Origin of the sequence: Marinimicrobium sp. LS-A18 (assembly GCF_000463525.1) — a bacterium.
GTDB lineage: Bacteria > Pseudomonadota > Gammaproteobacteria > Pseudomonadales > Cellvibrionaceae > Marinimicrobium > Marinimicrobium koreense.
Map to the genome: position 1 here is coordinate 745,237 of NZ_AWEP01000002.1, position 18,580 is coordinate 763,816.

Annotated in this window: 18 protein-coding genes; 13 read left to right on the plus strand and 5 right to left on the minus strand. The window is 54.6% G+C overall.

Annotated elements, in window-relative coordinates; genetic code table 11:
• Window positions 1–184 precede the first annotated feature (184 nt).
• The 9 genes from N645_RS0103250 to rfbD all read left to right on the plus strand — a co-directional run bounded on the left by N645_RS0103250 (window position 185) and on the right by rfbD (window position 9,970).
• On the plus strand, window positions 185–1,876 hold the full coding sequence (locus tag N645_RS0103250; RefSeq protein ID WP_193744942.1) for a glycosyltransferase family A protein: 1,692 nt from the start codon (window positions 185–187) through the stop codon (window positions 1,874–1,876).
• Window positions 1,863–3,338 (plus strand): glycosyltransferase family 4 protein, encoded by a 1,476-nt coding sequence (locus N645_RS17690; RefSeq protein ID WP_193744943.1) that lies wholly within the window; start codon window positions 1,863–1,865, stop codon window positions 3,336–3,338. Before N645_RS0103250 ends, N645_RS17690 begins: the two co-directional genes overlap by 14 nt.
• A gap of 21 nt (window positions 3,339–3,359) precedes the next feature.
• Window positions 3,360–4,535 (plus strand): hypothetical protein, encoded by a 1,176-nt coding sequence (locus tag N645_RS0103265; RefSeq protein WP_152521611.1) that lies wholly within the window; start codon window positions 3,360–3,362, stop codon window positions 4,533–4,535.
• Between the two features lie 85 nt (window positions 4,536–4,620).
• Window positions 4,621–5,391 (plus strand): ABC transporter permease, encoded by a 771-nt coding sequence (locus N645_RS0103270; protein ID WP_024460084.1) that lies wholly within the window; start codon window positions 4,621–4,623, stop codon window positions 5,389–5,391.
• Entirely contained in the window at window positions 5,388–6,125 is a 738-nt protein-coding gene (locus N645_RS0103275) for an ABC transporter ATP-binding protein (RefSeq protein WP_024460085.1), read from the plus strand. Before N645_RS0103270 ends, N645_RS0103275 begins: the two co-directional genes overlap by 4 nt.
• The gene (gene rfbA, locus N645_RS0103280) at window positions 6,116–7,045 is read left to right on the plus strand and encodes a glucose-1-phosphate thymidylyltransferase RfbA (RefSeq protein ID WP_024460086.1); all 930 of its coding nucleotides are present in this window, start codon (window positions 6,116–6,118) and stop codon (window positions 7,043–7,045) included. Before N645_RS0103275 ends, rfbA begins: the two co-directional genes overlap by 10 nt.
• A 167-nt stretch (window positions 7,046–7,212) precedes the next feature.
• A complete protein-coding gene (gene rfbC, locus N645_RS0103285; RefSeq protein ID WP_024460087.1) occupies window positions 7,213–7,743 on the plus strand; it encodes a dTDP-4-dehydrorhamnose 3,5-epimerase in 531 nt (176 codons plus the stop codon).
• 162 nt (window positions 7,744–7,905) lie between these two features.
• On the plus strand, window positions 7,906–8,967 hold the full coding sequence (gene rfbB, locus N645_RS0103290) for a dTDP-glucose 4,6-dehydratase (protein ID WP_024460088.1): 1,062 nt from the start codon (window positions 7,906–7,908) through the stop codon (window positions 8,965–8,967).
• A gap of 145 nt (window positions 8,968–9,112) precedes the next feature.
• Window positions 9,113–9,970, plus strand: coding sequence for a dTDP-4-dehydrorhamnose reductase (gene rfbD / locus N645_RS0103295; protein ID WP_024460089.1), 858 nt, complete (start codon window positions 9,113–9,115; stop codon window positions 9,968–9,970).
• Window positions 9,971–10,149: 179 nt separating this feature from the next.
• On the opposite strand, the gene N645_RS0103300 is transcribed toward rfbD, so the two are convergent.
• Both N645_RS0103300 and N645_RS16570 read right to left on the minus strand, forming a co-directional pair.
• Entirely contained in the window at window positions 10,150–10,935 is a 786-nt protein-coding gene (locus tag N645_RS0103300; protein ID WP_024460090.1) for a glycosyltransferase, read from the minus strand.
• Window positions 10,932–11,894: a glycosyltransferase family 2 protein gene (locus N645_RS16570; protein ID WP_024460091.1), complete on the minus strand. Its 963-nt coding sequence runs from the start codon at window positions 11,892–11,894 to the stop codon at window positions 10,932–10,934. Before N645_RS16570 ends, N645_RS0103300 begins: the two co-directional genes overlap by 4 nt.
• 154 nt (window positions 11,895–12,048) lie before the next feature.
• Between N645_RS16570 and N645_RS0103310 the strand changes: the two genes are divergently transcribed.
• The 3 genes from N645_RS0103310 (at window position 12,049) to N645_RS0103320 (ending at window position 14,524) form a co-directional block, all read left to right on the plus strand.
• On the plus strand, window positions 12,049–12,972 hold the full coding sequence (locus tag N645_RS0103310; protein ID WP_024460092.1) for an NAD-dependent epimerase/dehydratase family protein: 924 nt from the start codon (window positions 12,049–12,051) through the stop codon (window positions 12,970–12,972).
• A 194-nt stretch (window positions 12,973–13,166) separates the two neighbouring features.
• Window positions 13,167–13,583, plus strand: coding sequence for a DUF6088 family protein (locus N645_RS0103315; RefSeq protein ID WP_024460093.1), 417 nt, complete (start codon window positions 13,167–13,169; stop codon window positions 13,581–13,583).
• Window positions 13,580–14,524, plus strand: a complete 945-nt coding sequence (locus tag N645_RS0103320; protein ID WP_024460094.1) for a nucleotidyl transferase AbiEii/AbiGii toxin family protein — start codon at window positions 13,580–13,582, stop codon at window positions 14,522–14,524. The genes N645_RS0103315 and N645_RS0103320 overlap by 4 nt, the downstream gene beginning before the upstream one ends.
• 181 nt (window positions 14,525–14,705) lie before the next feature.
• On the opposite strand, the gene N645_RS0103325 is transcribed toward N645_RS0103320, so the two are convergent.
• Window positions 14,706–14,978, minus strand: a complete 273-nt coding sequence (locus N645_RS0103325; protein WP_024460095.1) for an antitoxin — start codon at window positions 14,976–14,978, stop codon at window positions 14,706–14,708.
• Window positions 14,975–15,253 carry a hypothetical protein gene (locus N645_RS0103330; protein ID WP_024460096.1) on the minus strand — a complete coding sequence of 93 codons (279 nt, stop codon included), beginning with the start codon at window positions 15,251–15,253 and terminating at the stop codon, window positions 14,975–14,977. Before N645_RS0103330 ends, N645_RS0103325 begins: the two co-directional genes overlap by 4 nt.
• 80 nt (window positions 15,254–15,333) lie before the next feature.
• On the opposite strand from N645_RS0103330, the gene N645_RS0103335 reads away from it, so the two are divergent.
• Entirely contained in the window at window positions 15,334–16,350 is a 1,017-nt protein-coding gene (locus tag N645_RS0103335; protein WP_238559191.1) for a glycosyltransferase family 4 protein, read from the plus strand.
• 218 nt (window positions 16,351–16,568) lie between these two features.
• Here the strand turns inward: N645_RS0103335 and N645_RS0103340 are convergent, their stop codons facing one another.
• Window positions 16,569–18,488, minus strand: coding sequence for a nucleoside-diphosphate sugar epimerase/dehydratase (locus tag N645_RS0103340; RefSeq protein ID WP_024460098.1), 1,920 nt, complete (start codon window positions 18,486–18,488; stop codon window positions 16,569–16,571).
• Window positions 18,489–18,580 lie beyond the last annotated feature (92 nt).

The following is an 18,580-nucleotide window of genomic DNA, read 5'->3' on the forward strand; positions in this document are numbered from 1 at the left end:
GAATCTCGGATTACGGTTGATTGCTCACTGGAAAGCATGGACATCAGACGTAAATTTCGACGCTGACTGGTACCTGGCTACCTACCGGGACGTTGCCCACTCTGGCATGCCGCCGCTGGTCCATTATCTCGCCTACGGCAGAGCTGAGGGCAGGCTACCATTTTTTGGTGCGGCGGCCCCTGTGATGAGTGCTTATCCCTTAGGCACTGCACCTGTAGACAAGCTAAACCAGATTATGTGGAACGGCTTTGACCACTGGGCGCACCCCAAGCTTGTCGAGAAGGCATCCGGCGGAGACTTGAAGGCGGCATGGCATTTGGCGACCTGGCACTATGCTCACGGCCAGTTCCGGGATGCTCTGCGTTGGTTAGTGTCAATCCCCCAGCCTACAACAGACCCTAAGGTGGTTGTGGGCTTAATTAAATGTTACTCCGCATTGGACGAGAGCAGGTCGCTGCGAGCCTTGCTGAGCGAGCTTGGTGTGAGTGAACCGTTGGCCAGTATTCTGCCATACGCTAAAGCAAATTCTGCCCAAAATGCAGAAGAACGATTGGCGGCGATTAACTCTGTATACGAAAGAAACGAGTTAATGCCGATTAAAGTCAAGCGCCCAGACCAACCACTGGCATTGACAAACATTACCGGTGACTTCAATCGCGTCGCCGCCCCACTTGGTGTGGAGAAGGGGCCACTGGTATCCGTCGTAATGGCTGCGTACAACGCCTCCAACACGATTGAAATGGCGATAGAGTGCTTACTTGCACAAAGCTGGCATAATATTGAAGTAGTGGTTGTGGACGACGCCAGTACTGACGATACGCTTGAGCGGGTCAGGAGATTGGCGTCCAATGACTCCCGGGTTCGTTATCTTGAAAGCGACAGTAATTCCGGGGCTTATGCCGCACGTAACCGGGGTATGGCACAGGCGCAAGGCGAATTTGTTACTGTACACGATAGTGACGATTGGTCACACCCTCAGAAAATCGAAAAGCAAGTGGCGCCTTTATTGCGTTCCCCCCACTTGGTGGCTAGCTACAGCTGGTGGGTCCGTGTAACAGATAGGCTTCAATGTCTGGGATCCTGGATACTTGGAGATTCATTTCTGGAGCTGAACCAATCATCCTGGCTGATTCGGCGCAGCGCGTTAGTGGCAACGGGGTTTTGGGATGAAGTGCGAGTGGGTGGTGATGTGGAGTTTGCCACCCGCTTGCAGCACCACTTTGGCCACGCGGCACTTGAATCTGTTTTGCCGGTGGTTCCGCTGGCATTCTCCTTGACGGATTCAGGAAGCCTTACCCGTACGAAAGCGACCCATATCACCACGCTGTTTCATGGATTGCGCCGTCAGTATCGTGAAGCATTTAGCTGGTGGCATCGTCAAAGGAAGGGTGTACCGATCATGCCTCCGAACCCGGGTTCTGCAGAGGTACGTCCTTTCCCGATTCCACTTGGGAACTTGCGCATTAATCAGCATTATTTTTCGGCCGTTCTGGGGGGCAATTTCGCAGTCCAGGGCGATGAATTACAAAGTTTGTTGGCTTTCCTGGAGTCCGCGCGACAGCAGTACAATGACGTATGTTTGTTGCACTGGCCTGAGCGTGATGCCTGGCATGGTAATCCGATTGCGGATGATGTATTCGAATGGTGCCAGAGGCATGGGATTCAATTTGCTCATTTTGGGGTAAGTATACAGGCACACACTGTGGTGCTTCACCGCGCTTCTCTGTGGCACCGTCCTCCCACCAGGACTGCTCAGCTAACGGGGCTCAAACATCTTATAGTGAATGAGGGTGAGCTTAGAGACCAGCGAGCGGCCATATTGGCTTATTTTAGCGCTGGTGGCATTAATGTTGAGGCTTGTGATGAAGCTTGTTAATGCCTTGAAAAACCTCTATTGGCTCTGGCGGTTACGTGGCGAGCAATTGGCCGAAGGTTTTGATTCGACTTTGTACAGCCGGTTGCACAGGGATGTCGCGATATCGGGCGTAAATGGGCGGGTTCATTACTTGCGGTTTGGTAGGGCCGAGGGGCGTGATCCTCATCCGGATTTCAGCGCTTCAGGCTACCGGTATCAACACCGAGACCTGCCCGAACAGGAAGATCCATTTGTTCATTATGAGCGATTTGGCAGGCGTGAAGGTTATGCCGCTCTTCCTGAGTGGGATGGTGCGCGGGAGTTTACCCCGAATAATCCGACCTGGCTTGTATGTGGTCATCAGGCAGGGAAGGAAGTCTATGGTGGGGAGCGCAGTCTACTGGATATATTGGCCTACCTCTCTGAACTGTGTGTCAATACGGTGGTTGTTCTACCGGGAGCATTGAATCACGATTATATTACCCAGGTGACGGCACTGTCGTGTCGAGTGATTATTGTCCCGTATGGCTGGTGGCACCGTGATTGCCCGTCGTTACCACAAACTCAGAAAAATTTTGAGAGAATTTTAACTGAGTACCGGTGCAACGCTGTGTACGTCAACACGTCAGTTCTTGATGAACCGCTACTGGCAGCGCGTGCCGTGGGTACACCGGTTATTGTGCATGTCAGGGAGTTGCCGGAGCATGATCCTGATTTGTGCGCGACGCTTGGTGCAAATGCGGATGAGGTGCGTGAACGTCTAATCAATATGGCAGACCTGATTGTCGCTAACTCAGACTTCACCGCGAGCACTCTGGGTATTCCGAATACAATGGTCGTACCAAATAGTATAGATATTACGACGTTTGAAACTATCAGTTTCCCTGTTGAGCGGGGTGACGTGTTTTCGGTGGGGATTATCAGTAGTAACCAGCCTAAAAAGGGCATTGATGATTTTGTGATGCTGGCTTCAGAGCTTGAGTCAAGAGGACTTTCAGTTCGCTGTGTTGTTATAGGCCCGGATACGACTTATTTACGGCGTTTGAGGGGTTCGGGTGGGCGATGGCCGGGTAACCTGGAAGTTCTGGGTTACCATTCTTCGCCGGAGGATGCTATTGCTCAAGTGGACTTACTGGTCAGTCTCTCACACTGTTTTGAGTCATTTGGGCGGACAGTGCTGGAGGCAATGGCCGCTGGTCGGCCTGTCGTAGCCTATGATCGAGGTGCAGTCAGTGATTTGGTGGTTCACTCAGAGACCGGATACTTGGTGCCTTATCACTCCAACAAGGCGGTGCCAGATCGCGTCGCTTTGGTGGCTGACAGGGTAGAACAGTTGCTTCAGGATCAGGAAAAATATAGGACAATGAGCATGGCGGCTCGACGGTCAGCGGGCCAGCGCTACTCGAAGCCGGTCGTAAGGGAGTCGTTGAGGCATGTTCTACTACGATCAACTGACCTTCAGCGGGCGGCCCTGGACTGCTGACGGGCTATTCAGAGTATATGTATGGGCAGTAGTGTGTTGGGTAAATATTGGGGCAGGTTTACGGACTCCCTTTTTCTGAATAAAACGTCAAGATCAACAGATCTTGACGTGATACTTCACATAGGAGCCCCGAAAACGGGAAGCTCTGCGATTCAGCGGTTCTGCCTCAATAATCGGGATCAGTTGCTTCGCGCAGGCTATTATTATCCGCGTCACTCCCTAGACAAGAATGGTGTTTCTGGCGGGCACTCGTTGGTTGGCAACCTGTTACGAGAGGGAAGAGTACGCAAAGCGAACTTGTATTTCAGATTGATGCTGCTGGGTGCGCGTTTGCAGGGGAAGACCTTGTTGCTTTCATCAGAGAGCTTTCATCGAAATGCGCGAAGCTTTGGGCCTTTGCTCCAGGGGTTGAACGTGAGGGTCGTTGGTTGGTTTCGTCACCCGGTCGAAGCGTTTGTTTCGAACTACAACCAGTCAGTAAAACGGCATTTCAGAACGGCCGATATATCTGAGATGTTGGACGAGCGCTTTATGAAGACCGGCGCTGCTAACCTCAATGGACGACGGTTGCGGCAGTGGGCGGACGTCGTCGGAGACCGTTGCTGCACATTCCTGCCTTATGTAAAGGAGTCAAAATCAGGTGGTTCTCTTCAGGATGAAGCTATTGAGAGAGTTTGGCTTCGCGTGCTTGGAGTGGATGCCGGGAAGGCAGAGGGTTTTGTTTTCGATGACAAACGGGTCAATAGAAGCTACGTTGAAGAGGCATTGGAGCTGAAGCGATTGCTCAACTTGGTGCTGTCGTCTGAAGAGGGCGGTTTGGCGAGTAGGGTCGACTGGGCGCTGCAGGATTATTCGGATAGCGCTAATGATACCGGCTCCAGTTTAGGCGTTTATTTGAAACCGGATCAAGTGCAAAGGTTGAATGAGCGATTTTCCCGTTCGAACTCGATTTTGGTCAGGCGCTTTCCTTCTTTGAAACCCATATTGAAGCAAGGTGACGCTTATGTACTTCAAGCGGAAGTTTCGAAAGAGCGTGCTCTGGATCTTTCCCTGCCCCTGGCGCACCTTCAATATTTGTACCCGGACGATTTTCGATCCCTCCAGAGCAGGGTGAGTGACCAGGTTGGTCACGGAAGCTCGCCCTCTGGGGAGTTGCTTTACCTGGCAGGCCTGTTAGGCGTTTACAGCAAGGGATAGTTCGAGTAGCATCCTGCGTTCAGTGGTTGAACGTCTTGGCCTTCACCTTATTCATAGCGCTTTAGTTTGGAACTAGTCGTTTCTAATGAAAATTTCTAATTTTTTGGCCTTGGTCGATGTCAAGGCGCGTATGTCGCTAAAGTCTGATGCGTCCAAGCTCTATTTGAGCTATTTGTGGTGGCTTCTGGAGCCGGTTCTTTGGGTATTGATGTTCTACTTGGTGTTTACTTTACTCCTGGGATTTGGTCGGGACCTCCTGTTTCTGATGGCGGGTAAAATTCCCTTTTTGTGGTTCAGCAAATCGGTGCTCTCGTCATCAAATAGTATTGTTCAGGGGAAGTCGCTAATTACGCAAACTAATGTGCCTCGTCAGTTCTTCCCCTACGAACAGGTTCATACAGTATTGTATCGCCAATGGGTGACTTTTCTGATGTTGTTCGGTCTCACAGTAGTTTATGGCTATATGCCAAGCTGGCACTGGTTGTGGATGGTGCCGCTCTGGGTCGTGCAGTACATGCTAATTCTTCTCGTATCATTGGTTGCGGCGATCTGCGTAAGCTATGTTCGTGATACTCGTATTTTGATTGGTATGTCAATGATGGGGCTTATGTTTGGTTCAGGCATTTTCTGGGACTTGGAGCGCATACAAGATCCAGTGTCGCGAGAGCTACTTGTGACCTGGAATCCCTTGGCCTACTTGCTTGATGCCTATCGGGACGTGCTGATGCGAGGAGAACTGTATGATCTCCATCATTTGGGTTGGCTGGCTCTGATCCTGGCAGTAGGCTTGGTGCTGGTGCATTTGTTTTATCGATATATGGGGCAGTCTATGGCCTCCAGGGTGATTAACTCATGACGACGGGTGACATTTTGCTCTCGGTTGAAGATGTAGAGTATGGTTACAATAGTCGGGTTTGGGGATTCAAGCGAGTCAGTATTCCTGTTCTCAAGGATGTAACTTTCGAGGTGCGTCGAGGTGAAACCCTGGGCATTATGGGGCGAAATGGCTGCGGCAAAAGCTCGTTGTTACGCATTCTGAATGGCGTAGTGGCACCCACCAAGGGGAAAGTAACTCATCCAAAGCATATATCCCGTATTTTGCTGACATTGGGGATGGGGTTTGATAAGGAGCTTTCCGGCCGGGATAACGCTTTGCTTGCGGCAATGTTGCAAGGATATACAAAGAAGCAGGCTCAGGAGTCCATTGAAGGTATCAAGGAGTTCTCGGAGCTTGGCCAGTTCTTTGAACGCCCAGTGCGGACCTACTCATCGGGAATGCGTGCGCGGCTCGGGTTCTCCACCGCGTTGTTGACCGAAGTGGACTTGCTGATGATTGACGAGACACTCAGTGTCGGTGACCAGCAGTTCAATAAAAAGGCCGAAAAAGCCATGATGGAAAAGATCAATAGTGAACAAACTGTGGTTTTTGTCAGCCACAGCGGTGCGCAAGTCAATAAAGTCTGCAGTCGCGCCCTCTGGTTGGAAGACGGCGTAATCAAGGCCGAGGGCGACACCCATGAGGTCGCCAACGAATACAAGCAGTTTATGAACAACCTGACAAAAAAGGGCGGCAAGTCCGCATGGCAATAACCTCTAAAGCCCGCAAAGGCATCGTTCTTGCCGGTGGTTCCGGCACTCGCCTGTACCCGCTAACGCTGGGTGCAAGCAAGCAACTGATGCCCATCTACGACAAGCCCATGATTTACTACCCGTTGACGACTCTGATGTTTGCGGGTATTCGCGATATCCTGATAATTACGACACCCCACGACCTCGAGGCTTTTCAACGCCTGCTGGGCGATGGGAGCCAGTGGGGCGTCAACTTTGAGTATCTTGCTCAGCCGAGCCCTGACGGTCTGGCGCAAGCATTTGTCTTGGGGGAATCGTTCTTGAACGGTCACCCAAGTACTCTGATTCTGGGCGACAATATTTTTTACGGCCATGGTTTTCTGGCTCTGATGCAGCGAGCCAACCAACGCACTGAGGGTGCCACCGTATTTGGTTATCACGTAGATACCCCGGGTGCCTATGGTGTGGCCGAGTTTGATGCTGAGGGTAGGGTGATAAGCCTGGAAGAGAAGCCCGCGGAGCCCAAGTCTAACTATGCCGTCACCGGGTTGTACTTTTACGATCATCAGGCGCCGGAGATTGCCAAGAGCCTGAAGCCTTCGGCACGTGGTGAGCTGGAAATCACCGATTTGAATATGCATTACCTGCGCCAGGGTGAGCTGAATGTAGAGATTATGGGGCGCGGTTATACTTGGTTGGATACCGGTACCCATGAGAATCTGCTCAGCGCCGCGCAGTATGTGCAGACCATTGAAAAGCGCCAGGGTTTGAAGATTTCCTGCCCGGAGGAAGCCGCTTACCGGCAGGGGTTTATCAGTGATGAGCAGTTGGAGGCCTTGGCCCATGCGCAGGTCAAGAGTGGTTATGGGCAGTATTTGTTGAAGATATTGAAGGATAGGCAGCGTCCGTGTGGCGACCTTCGAAATCGTTTTAAAGATTAACGAGGTTTTCGGAAGTTTCAAAGGTGCGCGTAGGGCGGATAAGCTAAGCGCATCCGCCGTAAGTACACGTGAATCACCCAGCATAAACGCGTGGAGACGCATGACGTTCAATAACGGCGGATGCGCCTTTGGCTTATCCGCCCTACGCAGAGGGTATAGGTTTATTCATGCAGGTAGTAGACACCAACATCCCCGATGTAAAAATCCTGGAACCTCGCGTCTTCGGCGACGAGCGGGGTTTCTTTATGGAAACCTTTCGCGAGAGCTGGTTTCGAGAAAACATTGCGGATGTGACCTTTGTCCAGGATAACCATTCAAAGTCCCGTCGGGGGATTCTTCGTGGCCTCCATTACCAGGAACAACAACCGCAAGGTAAGTTGGTTCGCGTGGTGTCGGGCGAGGTTTTTGATGTAGCGGTGGATATTCGGCAGGGTTCCGCCACGTTTGGTCAATGGGTTGGGCATTATCTGAGTGCCGAGAATAAGCGGCAGATGTGGGTACCGGAGGGCTTTGCTCATGGATTTTTGGTGACATCCGAATCCGCCGAGTTTGTTTATAAGTGTACGAATTATTACCACCCGGATTCTGAGCGTTCAATTCGGTGGAGTGACCCGACGTTGGGTATTGATTGGCCGGTTGACCGGGTTGGTGAGGTGATTTTGTCAGAAAAGGACAAAGCTGCACCGAATTTCGCGTAGGGCGAACTTTGCGTAGGGCGGATAAGGCCGGAGGCCGCATCCGCCGTAAATACACGTGACGCCTCAAATATAAATGCGATTTGGGGTGCATAACGTTCGGTAACGGCGGATGCGCCTTCGGCTTATCCGCCCTACGCGACCATTGTTGGAAAGATTCAAATTATGAGAATAATCGTTACCGGCGGTGCCGGATTTATTGGGTCGGCGGTTGTCCGCCAACTGATAGCGGACGACGAACACGAGGTGCTGATCTTCGACGCGCTGACCTACGCCGGCAACCTGGACTCGATTCCCGGTTACGATCAACACCCAAAGGTTCGATTTGCTCAGGTTGATCTGCGGGATGCTGAGGCGACGCGCCAGGCCGTACTGGACTTTGCCCCGGACGTCATCATGCACTTGGCGGCTGAGTCTCACGTGGACCGTTCCATTGATGGCCCTAGAGCGTTCCTTGAAACCAATGTGATGGGGACGTTCAACCTGCTGCAAGCGGCGCGAGAGCACTTTGGGAGGCTGGGTGAGCCGGCCAGGGCGCGCTTTCGGTTTCATCATGTGTCTACCGATGAGGTATACGGCGATCTTGAAGGGGCTGACTCACTGTTTACTGAATCTACCGCTTACGCGCCCAGCTCGCCTTACTCGGCGTCCAAGGCCGCATCGGATCATTTGGTGCGTGCCTGGGGGCGGACTTATGGCTTGCCGGTGGTGGTGACCAACTGCTCCAATAATTACGGGCCGTATCACTTTCCCGAGAAGTTGATTCCCCATATGATTCTGAATGCTCTGGCTGGCAGGGCTCTGCCGGTTTATGGGGATGGCTCACAGGTCCGTGACTGGCTGTATGTGGAAGACCATGCACGGGCGCTGGTGCTGGTTGCAACCCAGGGACAGATCGGGGAAACCTATAATGTCGGTGGGCATAATGAGGTAAAGAACCTGGATGTTGTTCGCGCGGTTTGTACCCTGCTGGAAGAGCTGGCGCCGGAGAAGCCCGATGGCGTGGAGCAGTATGAGGATTTGATTACCTTCGTCAAGGATCGGCCCGGGCATGACAAGCGCTATGCGATTGACGCGGCCAAGATCCAGCGGGAGTTGGGTTGGGTGCCTCAGGAGACTTTTGAGACCGGGCTGCGTAAGACCGTTCAGTGGTATTTGGATAACCGCGAGTGGTGGCAGCGGGTGTTGAGTGGGGATTATCAACTGGCCCGCATAGGCAACGTTTAGTGGGTTGCGCAGGGCGGAGCCGAGCGCAGCGGTATGACCTGCATCCGCCGTTGCCCAAGGTGACGTTCTTACGGAACTCCACGTATATTTACGGCGGATGCGCTCCGCTTATCCGCCCTACGCGAAGCACGCGGAATTTTGTGGTATGAATGTCGTTATTATTGGCACCGGCCAATTGGCCTGGGACTTGATGCAAACGGTACCAGATGCGGTCCACGCCCGTATGGTCGGGCGTTCGGAGCTGGATATTACTCTGCCTGATGCTTGCAGATCGGTACTGACAACTTTTAAGCCCGACGCTGTGATCAACGCCGCTGCGTATACGGCTGTGGACCGGGCTGAAACTGAACGTGAAGCGGCGTTCGCGGTGAATGAGCAGGGCGTTGCCAACTTGGCCGTGGCTTGCGAGCAGGTCGGCGCGCGATTGTTTCACGTTTCTACGGATTTTGTGTTTGACGGTTCCGCTAACGCGCCGTACTTGCCGTCCTCTGCCGCGAACCCTCAGTCTGTGTACGGTGCCAGTAAGCTCGCGGGTGAGGCGGTATTGCGTCACCGCTTACCGGATGCGGTGATTGTTCGCACGGGGTGGCTTTATTCCTGCAATTGCGACAACTTCGTCAAGACCATGCTGCGGTTGATGGCGGATAAGCCAGAACTGGGTGTGATCGTGGACCAGGTGGGGACGCCGACCTGGGCTCGGGGCCTGGCTCAGTTGTTGTGGGTTGGGGTGATGCAGGCTGTGCCGGGGGGTGTGTACCACTGGTCGGATGCAGGCGTTGCGTCCTGGTATGATTTTGCGGTGGCCATTCAGGATATTGGGTTGGAATTGAGTTTGTTAGACAAAGCGATTCCAGTTCGCCCTATTCCAGCAAGCCAGTACCCGACGCCGGCCCAGCGGCCCGCATACAGTGTATTGGATAAGCGGAGCACCGAAGCGGCGTTTGGGATTGAGTGCGTTCATTGGCGGCGGCAGTTGCGGACGATGATGCAGTTGTTGCCGTAATCGTAAGGTGTTTCCCATGCAGGTCGCGTGGCGCGGGTTGCGTAGGGCGGATAAGCGTAGCGCATCCGCCGTCACCGCACGTTATGCCACTCCGAACGCGACTGCATACACTGTGTCACGGGTATTTACGGCGGATGCGCCTTCGGCTTATCCGCCCTACGCGGACCGTGGAGTGTTATTCACTTTAACGAATCCACCCCAAATAAAGCGGTTTTGGTCCTCACCCACGCAAATCGCAATGCACTGGTCAAATGCCACCACAAGTGTCGATTGTTCAACGTATGACTGGCCCGCTTACCCCGGTGCACCATCCTCGCACCCGGAACATAGAATGTCTTCTCGCCCAGCATATGTCTTGCCCGCCAGCAGAAGTCCACGTCTTCATAATATAAGAAATACCGCTCATCAAACCCGCCCAGGGCTTTGAAGGTGCTGGCGCTGAACGCCAGGCAGGCGCCGGATGCCCAATCCACTTCGCAGGCCCGATCCGTGCAGCGGTCCACTCCGGTCCGGTTTTTCCGGAATAGATAGGAGGTGACGAGTTCCCACAGGTAGGGAAAGCGGCGCACAGATTCCTCATGCTCCTCGAATTGCCTGTCCTTGAAGATATTGGGCGCGCCTATTTTTGCACCGCTTGCCTGCATGTCGTCGATCAGGTGCTCAATCGCCTCGCGGTCGCACTCCAGGTCAGGGTTAAGGATAACGAACCAGTCGTTCTCAACATCCATACTCAGCATGTGCTGACAGTAGTGGAAAACCTTGTTGTGGTTGGCACCGAAGCCCTGAATGTTTTCGTTGGCCAGGTACGTCAACTTGTGTTCCGTCGCGTAGGTTTCCAGCTCCCGGGCAGGGCAGTTGTCCAGGATGACGATCTGGTGTTCGGGGGATTTCAGCCGGTGGGGCTGTAGGTCGTGAATGATTTCGAGTGTGTCTTCGTGGGAGACGACGGAAATGTAAACGGTCATTGTTTCCGTGCTCCCTCTACGAGCAGCATGCTCGCCCAAAGCTTGAACGTTCTGTTCAGGTCACGATGTTGAGGCCAGTAACGGAGAATGAAAGCCGTACGAGCCAGTGCGCCTCCTTTCATGGCTTCCTGATACTGTTTAAAAAAATCTTGGTGGGCCAGGGGCAACGCCTCGTGGTAATGGTCGGTAAACGCGACGGCCTGGCGAAGTATCCGGTTGGCGACCGTCAAGGTATCCGCGAGTTTACGCTTGCGCCGGTTTGCTTTGTTCTGACTTCCCACCTGGTTGTTGTCATGCTGGCGATACAGAAGCGTCGGCTCCCGGATGTAATCAATGTGGCCAGTGCCGCTGGCGATCAGCGCGAGCCACCAGTCGTGCATGACGATGTCCGGGTGCTCGGCGGTGGGTTCCATGGCGGCGATCAAGGATCGGTTGACACACGCCGAGGCACCTTGCACTGTGTTGTGAAACGCGAGCCGTCGCGGGTCCCTGGCGTTGTCCGGGCGCAGTTGGTCCAGTTCCCAGAAAGAATGTTTTTCGTCCCTGTCGGGGTGCCAGACCCAGGCGTCGGAAAAAATCAGGTGAGGGCAATGCTCGCCGTGCATTTTTTCGGCGAACAGCGCGGCTTTGTTGTCCAGCCAGATGTCGTCCTGGTCCGCCAGAAAGACGTAGTCGGCGGTGGTTTTCGGTAGGGCGGTCAGCACGTTGCGGATAACGCCTCGGCCGGGTCCGTCGATGATCTCGATCGGTATGGGCGAGGATTGCGCAACCTGGTTTACAATGGCTCGGGTGTTATCGGCGGAGTGGTCGTCGCTGATCAGCACGCGCTTCGGGGCGGGCTGTTGGCGAAGAATGCTGTGGAGTTGCTCTTCGATGAATTCTGCGCCATTGTAGGTGCAGACGAGAACGTCGTAGTCGATCCCTGAGGCGGGTTGTGCCGGGTTGGGCGTGTTGGGCATAGGGTTAAATCAGTTTTATCCGTAATTGGGTGGAGTATACCTGAAAAGTGGGTTGGATTGGTCGGGTTTGGGTTACGGCGGATGCGCGCTTCGCGCTTATCCGCCCTACGCGAGCTGTGGTGAATTGGTCGATTTGAAATAACGGAATAATGTGATGACGATCTGGATTCCTGGTGCGACCGGTTTTGTGGGGCGTGCTTTGATGGCCCGTTTGCGGGCCGATGGACAATCGGTGGAGCCCATTTCCCGTTCGGCGTCGACGGTGGAGGGGGTGACGGCGCATCGCATTTCGGCGTTGGGCTCGTTGCTGTCCGCCGGTGATACGGTGGTGTATTGCGCGGGTAGGGCGCATGTTGCTCTGACCGGCAGTGCGGAGGATGAGTTGGCGGCGCATCGCCGGGCCAATTGTGAGGAGCCTCTGGCGGCCGCTCGATTAGCCTCGGCTCGGGGCGCGCGCCGGTTTGTGTTTGTCAGCAGTATCAAGGTTAATGGTGAGCGAACTGAGGGCGTTCCGTTCAGTGAGCGGGATACCCCGCAGCCTGAGGATGCTTACGGGCGTTCCAAGTGGGAAGGTGAACAGGCGCTCTGGGAGCACGCTCAACGGGCGGGGATGGAGTTGGTAATTGTCCGCCCCCCGTTGGTGTATGGGCCTGGCGTGCGCGCCAATATGGCGGCGCTGATGCGGGCGGTCGGGCGCGGGTGGCCATTGCCGCTGGCGTCTGTGCGCAATAAGCGCAGCCTGGTGTTTGTGGAGAACCTGGTGGACTTGCTGGCGCTGTGCTGCACGCACCCGGCGGCGGCCAATGAGGTGTTCCTGGTGTCCGATGGCCGGGATCTGTCCACGCCGGAGCTGGTGCGCTTGATGGCCGAAGCCCAAGGGCGCACTGCTCGGTTATGGCCGTTTCCGATGCCGCTGTTAAAACTCGGCGCCGGCTTGCTCGGTCGCCGCTCAATGGTGGACAGGCTGTGTGATTCCCTTCAGGTCAGTACGGATAAAGTGAAAAACCGCCTGATCTGGCGGCCACCGTTTTCGGTGGAGGAGGGGCTGCGAAGAATGGTGGGTGACGCTGGTGGATGACGGGGTGAGTTGCCATTCAGGTGGAACTTGATTTGTGCCGTATTTTCGGCGATTGATGGTAGCTTTGAAATCTCATAAGCTATTGAAATAAAAGGACATAAATGTTTTTAACGGCATTTTTTGATGTCGTGTTTTTGACTGACGAACAATGAACCGATATGATATTGGTTAAACCGATTACGTTTGGTGCATCTATGGCCACAGAAACCTTGAAATCCAGAATGCAAGAGAAAATCCGCAAGAGTCATCGTACGGTCTTCTTGCGTGAGGATTTTGATGCGTTGGGAGGCTATGACCAGGTTGGTAGGGCGTTACGGCAATTGGTAGGGCAGGGGCGGTTGGTGCGTATCGGAAAAGGCCTGTACGCGAAGGCCCGCAAGAACCGGATCACAGGAAAGCCTATGTTGGCGGCTCCAGGCGGCTTCGACCAGGTTTCCAAGGAAGCGCTAAACCGGTTGGGCGTAAAATGGGAACCAGCCAGTGTGGAAAAGGCTTACCAGGCCGGCAATACGCAAATACCGGCACGAGTCGTTATCAAAGTAACTGGCCCATTCTGTCGTCGTATCGCGTATGGAAAATACCGGCTTGGTATTGAGCGAACTTCTACGTGAATTGTAACCCTGAATTGTTCCCGGATGTAGCCGATGCGCTAGGTATAGAGAGCCCGGCTATTGTTGAAAAAGATGCCTATGCCGTTGAGCTGCTTCGTCTGCTTACACAGGTGCATTCAGAGCACTTTCAACTCGTGTTTGCCGGAGGAACCAGCCTCGCAAAAGCGCACAGACACATATACCGCATGTCTGAGGACGTTGATATCAAACTGGTTACTCGCAACGGAGTAACTGGCAATATGTCGAGAACGGCGCTAAGAGCAGCTCGTAAAGCGGTGCTGGCGAATATAGAGCAGACCATTAATCACTCGGAGCATCTGAACCTTGCTGAGGGAGGAGTTTTGAAGCGTAACGAGTACCGCTACGCGGAGTTTACCGTTACTTATCCTCGTACTCAGCGCGGTATTTCGGCGCTGCGACCCAACCTTAAGCTTGATGTGACGGCATCAGAACTGTTTGAGACTCCAATAGAGTGCTCGGTGAGCTCATTGTATGCTGAAGTGTTGCGGAATCCGCCAGAGGTGAACAGTTTTCCGGTGGTCTGTATCCTCTCAACCATCAGTGAGAAACTGGTCGCTTTGCTTCGCAGGACTGCCCAAGTGGACCGCGACTCGACAAGGAAAGATGACGAAATGCTGGTCAGACACGTGTACGATCTCCACATGGCTACCGCTTCCGGCTACAGCGTCAATACACTTCGATGGTTGGTTCATGAGGTGGTGCGTACTGATGCAGAGCAGTTTGGCCGCCAGCACCCGCAGTTCCTCGCTGACCCCGCAGCCGAGTTACACCATGGTCTCCGTTGTTTGCACATCAACCCCGTTCATAAAGAGCGCTATGAGCGCTTTATTGTCCCACTGGTATATCACAAAGTCCCAGTGTCTTGGGGTGAGGCGATGCAGAGCGTAAACAAGTTACTGCACGATGTCCTGCCGAGTTAGAAGGTCAGGGTTTTGCCGTGGCCTAGAGGGTGGTGTCCGACGACCGGGATCTGTCCACGCCGCACGTCCAGATGTCTCGGGGGTCATGCTTGGCTCGAGGGGTAATTTTAAGCGTTTTTGCGTTCTTTGAATTCATTCAGCATACCTTCCTTGGTCTGAGTGATGAATTGTCCCGCATCGGCTATCGCTGTTCGTGCAGACGACCTTCTACGTACTTGTGGAGGATACTGGCGACCAGTGTCTGGTAGGGGATGCCTTCCTCCAGCGCTTTCTTTTGGAGCCCGCGAAGGTCTTTTGAAGAAAGGCGGATGTTGATTCTGGCGTCTTTTTTGAACGTGCCTTCTGCGTACTTTTGATGCCGAGCTTTTCTCTCTTCAATATCCGGCGCTCGCTGTAGCTTGGCGGCGTCGAAAGCCTCGAGAATGTCTTGCTCCTCTTTGTCCAGTTTGCTCATTTTGGACCTCCCAAATACGTTTTGGTCGCTTTACGGCTCGGAATGATTGTTTTCAGGAATACCTCACCTTCCGACTCTACGAAGGGAACCAGATAAGCATATTCCTCGATGTTAATCACATGTATTTTCTGACCTGGGTAACGTTCCTGGTTTGGATGCTCGAACGTGTCTAAAATTCCCCCGATCGAGATATGTAAAACCACATCCTCAAAGGCGATGTTTCGCTCTTCTTGGAGAAGTTTGTTCTTTTCGGGGTTCCATGTGATTGATTTCATGAAGTGAATTATAGCACACTGTGTGCTTTTTGTACTCAATCCTGATGATTGTTGTTTAGAGGGTGGAAGATACGTTGATTTTGATTCTTATTTTGGTGGTGGCGCTGGGGTTGGCTTGGGGGCTGACCGGGGTGTTGCGGGGTTATGCACTGCACAAAAAGCTGATGGATATTCCCAATGCGCGCAGCTCGCATTCCGTACCGACTCCGCGCGGGGGTGGGGTAGCGATTGTGGTGGTCTGCCTGCTGGCCTTGCCGGCCCTGGCCTGGTTGGGCCTGGTGGCGGATGCGGTAGTTTACGGCCTGGCCGGCGCCGGGTTGCTGGTGGCGCTGGTGGGCTGGTGGGACGACCACGGCCACGCACCGGCGTTGGTGCGTCTGCTGGTGCACTTCTCGGCAGCGGCCTGGGGGCTTTATTGGTTGGGCGGGCCTATGGCCTTGCCCTTGCTGGGCTGGACGCTTGAGGGGGGATGGCTGTGGGCGCCGTTGCTGTTGTACCTGGTTTGGGTGCTGAATCTGTACAACTTTATGGATGGCATCGACGGCATTGCCGGGGTGGAAGCGTTGACCGTCTGTGTGAGTGGGGCGCTGCTGGCCTGGTGGGCTTTGCCGGAGGCCAATGTGGCGTTGTACGGCCTGTTGGCGGTGGCAAGCCTGGGCTTTCTGATCTGGAATTTTCCCCCGGCAAAGATCTTTATGGGCGACGCCGGCAGTGGCTTTGTGGGGCTCTGGCTGGGGTTGTTGTCGGTTTATGCCGGCCATCAGGCGCCAGAGCTGTTCTGGGGTTGGGTGATTCTGTTGGCGATGTTTGTGGCGGATGCGACGCTCACGTTGTTCTTTCGGTGGTGGCGCCGGGAGAATCTGTTTGAGGCGCATCGTAGCCATGCCTATCAGCACCGGGCGGTGAATTGGGGGCACAAGGCTACGACCTTGTTTTACGGTACGTTGAATGTGATCTGGTTGTTGCCCATGGCCTGGTGGGTGGTGTCCGGGGGCATAGACCCGTTGTGGGGTGTGTTGTTGGCTTATGCGCCGGTGGTGTTTTTGGTGTATCAGTTTGGGGCCGGGATCCGGCATGTGGAGTGGGATGATTATTAGAGAGTGGTGCGGGGGTAGGGTTTAGTTTTGGTGGATGCGTTGGGGTTGGGTTACGGCGGATGCGCTTCGCTTATCCGCCCTACGCGGTCTGCCGTTTTACATCACGCACACAATCCATACGCGAACTGCCGTGGTACGTCCCGCACCAATCCATACGCAAATCGCCGTGGTACGCGTAGGGCGGATAAGCCGAAGGCGCATCCGCCGTCACTGAGCTGTCAGTTAACCACCCGCAACTTCCCGGTATTCTGCTTCTGCCGCCACACCGAGTCGCTGATCAACATGCTGGCCTTGTAATCCGTGGGCGCTTCCACCAATAGCTGTTTCACGCGGTCGCACTGGTAGGCGTGGCAGGCGACGTCGAGGTCGTCGAGCAGGTTTTTGGTTTCTTCCCAGCTCAGGTGGTGCTCTTCGGCGCGCAGGATGCCGGGGTGTTGAGTGCCGGAGACGTTGCTGCCGATCAGCAGTTCTTCGTACAACTTCTCGCCCGGGCGCAGGCCGGTAAATTCGACTTCTATATCGCCGTTGGGGCGGTCTTCGTCTTTGATTTCCAGGCCCGAGAGGTGAATCATCCGGGTGGCAAGGTCCACGATTTTCACCGGCTCGCCCATATCCAGCACGAACACGTCGCCACCGGTACCGATGGCGCCCGCTTGAATCACCAGCTTGGCGGCTTCCGGGATAGTCATGAAATAGCGGACCATCTCCGGGTGGGTGACCGTCACCGGTCCACCGTTTTTGATCTGTTCCCGGAACAGCGGGACCACGGAGCCGGATGAACCCAGTACGTTACCGAAGCGGACCATGCTGAAGATGGTGGTGTTCTGACGTTTGGCCAGGCCCTGCAGTACCAGCTCCGCCAGTCGCTTGGAGGCGCCCATGATGTTGGTGGGGCGCACGGCCTTGTCGGTAGAAACCAGCACGAAAGACTCCACCCCGGCGCGAATAGCGGCCTCGGCGGTGTACCAGGTGCCGTAGACGTTGTTGCGCACGCCCTCGACGATATTGTGTTCTACCAGCGGCACGTGCTTGTAAGCGGCGGCGTGGTAGACCGTCTGCACACCAAAGCTGCGCATGATGGTTTCCACCCGGTGTTCTTTCTGAACCGAGCCCAGGATGCTGTAGAGGTTGATGTGGTTGGTGCGGAATTCAGAGGTTTCCTGCAGCTCACGTTCGATCTGGTAGAGACTGAACTCGTTCAGCTCAAACAGGACGATGGCGCGGGGGCGGTGCTGGATGATCTGGCGACACAGCTCGCTACCAATGGAGCCGCCAGCGCCGGTGACCATGACCACCTTGTCGGTGATGTTGGCGGCCATCAGCTCCGGCTGGGATGAGACGGGGTCCCGGCCCAGCAGGTCTTCAATTTCCACATCCTTGATGTGTTCGATGCGGGCCTTGCCACTCAGAATATCCGGAATGGCCGGCACAGTCTGGACCGAAATGGCCAGGGATTCCAGGCGCTTGATTACCTGAGCCCGACGGGAGTTGGGCGTGCTGCCCAGCGCGAGCAGGACTTTGCTGACCCGGTGCGTGCGGATCAGGGCCTCGATCATTTTCGGGCTGTAAACCTTGATGTTGGCTACGGACGTGCGATGCAGGGCCGGGTTATCGTCCACAAAGGCCACGGGTTTGTATTGCGAACCCTGTAAGGCCAGAGTGAGCTGGTGTCCCGTGTAGCCGGCACCGTATACCAGGACGGGCTCCTTGATATCCATGCTGCGCCGGTTGAGCATCATGATGACGCTGCGCACCATCAGGCGCGGGGCGCCAATGAGCAGCAGGGCGATGGTCAGGTAGATGAACGGAATGGAGCGGGGCAGTCGGGACTGGGTCAGAAAGCTGGACGTGGCCAGGACCAGTGCGGAAATAAACACACAGCCAACAATGGTCAGCATGGCCGGTGTGCTCATGTAGCGCAGGATGGCGCGGTACATGCCCATGCGGATAAAGACGGCGAGGCTCACCACCAGGGTAATGGCGATGACGGTGACGTCTTTATCGAGAAACTGGGAGTTAAAGGTGCCCAACCGCAGGAAGGCGGCGGCGTAGAAGGCGGTAACAATAGCGACGGTGTCGTAAATCAGTGAAATAATGCGTTTGGTGGTCCGGGAGGACTCAAACAGGGCTTCCAGCATAGACCTCTAACTCCATTGATTGACCGAATCTTGCCTCTGGCCGATTGTGCTCCTTCATGGGGCAATGACCGCTGGAGTATAGCGCAAAATCG

Coding starts and splice junctions, on each gene's coding strand:
- N645_RS0103325 (WP_024460095.1), bottom strand. CDS start 14,978: ATGAGCAAACTGGACAAAGAGGAGCAAGACATTCTCGAGGCTTTCGAC.
- N645_RS17690 (WP_193744943.1), top strand. CDS start 1,863: ATGAAGCTTGTTAATGCCTTGAAAAACCTCTATTGGCTCTGGCGGTTA.
- N645_RS0103300 (WP_024460090.1), bottom strand. CDS start 10,935: ATGACCGTTTACATTTCCGTCGTCTCCCACGAAGACACACTCGAAATC.
- N645_RS0103330 (WP_024460096.1), bottom strand. CDS start 15,253: ATGAAATCAATCACATGGAACCCCGAAAAGAACAAACTTCTCCAAGAA.
- N645_RS0103340 (WP_024460098.1), bottom strand. CDS start 18,488: ATGCTGGAAGCCCTGTTTGAGTCCTCCCGGACCACCAAACGCATTATT.
- rfbC (WP_024460087.1), top strand. CDS start 7,213: ATGCAGGTAGTAGACACCAACATCCCCGATGTAAAAATCCTGGAACCT.
- N645_RS0103275 (WP_024460085.1), top strand. CDS start 5,388: ATGACGACGGGTGACATTTTGCTCTCGGTTGAAGATGTAGAGTATGGT.
- N645_RS0103250 (WP_193744942.1), top strand. CDS start 185: ATGAGTGCTTATCCCTTAGGCACTGCACCTGTAGACAAGCTAAACCAG.
- rfbA (WP_024460086.1), top strand. CDS start 6,116: ATGGCAATAACCTCTAAAGCCCGCAAAGGCATCGTTCTTGCCGGTGGT.
- rfbD (WP_024460089.1), top strand. CDS start 9,113: ATGAATGTCGTTATTATTGGCACCGGCCAATTGGCCTGGGACTTGATG.
- N645_RS0103315 (WP_024460093.1), top strand. CDS start 13,167: ATGGCCACAGAAACCTTGAAATCCAGAATGCAAGAGAAAATCCGCAAG.
- rfbB (WP_024460088.1), top strand. CDS start 7,906: ATGAGAATAATCGTTACCGGCGGTGCCGGATTTATTGGGTCGGCGGTT.
- N645_RS16570 (WP_024460091.1), bottom strand. CDS start 11,894: ATGCCCAACACGCCCAACCCGGCACAACCCGCCTCAGGGATCGACTAC.
- N645_RS0103265 (WP_152521611.1), top strand. CDS start 3,360: ATGGGCAGTAGTGTGTTGGGTAAATATTGGGGCAGGTTTACGGACTCC.
- N645_RS0103310 (WP_024460092.1), top strand. CDS start 12,049: ATGACGATCTGGATTCCTGGTGCGACCGGTTTTGTGGGGCGTGCTTTG.
- N645_RS0103270 (WP_024460084.1), top strand. CDS start 4,621: ATGAAAATTTCTAATTTTTTGGCCTTGGTCGATGTCAAGGCGCGTATG.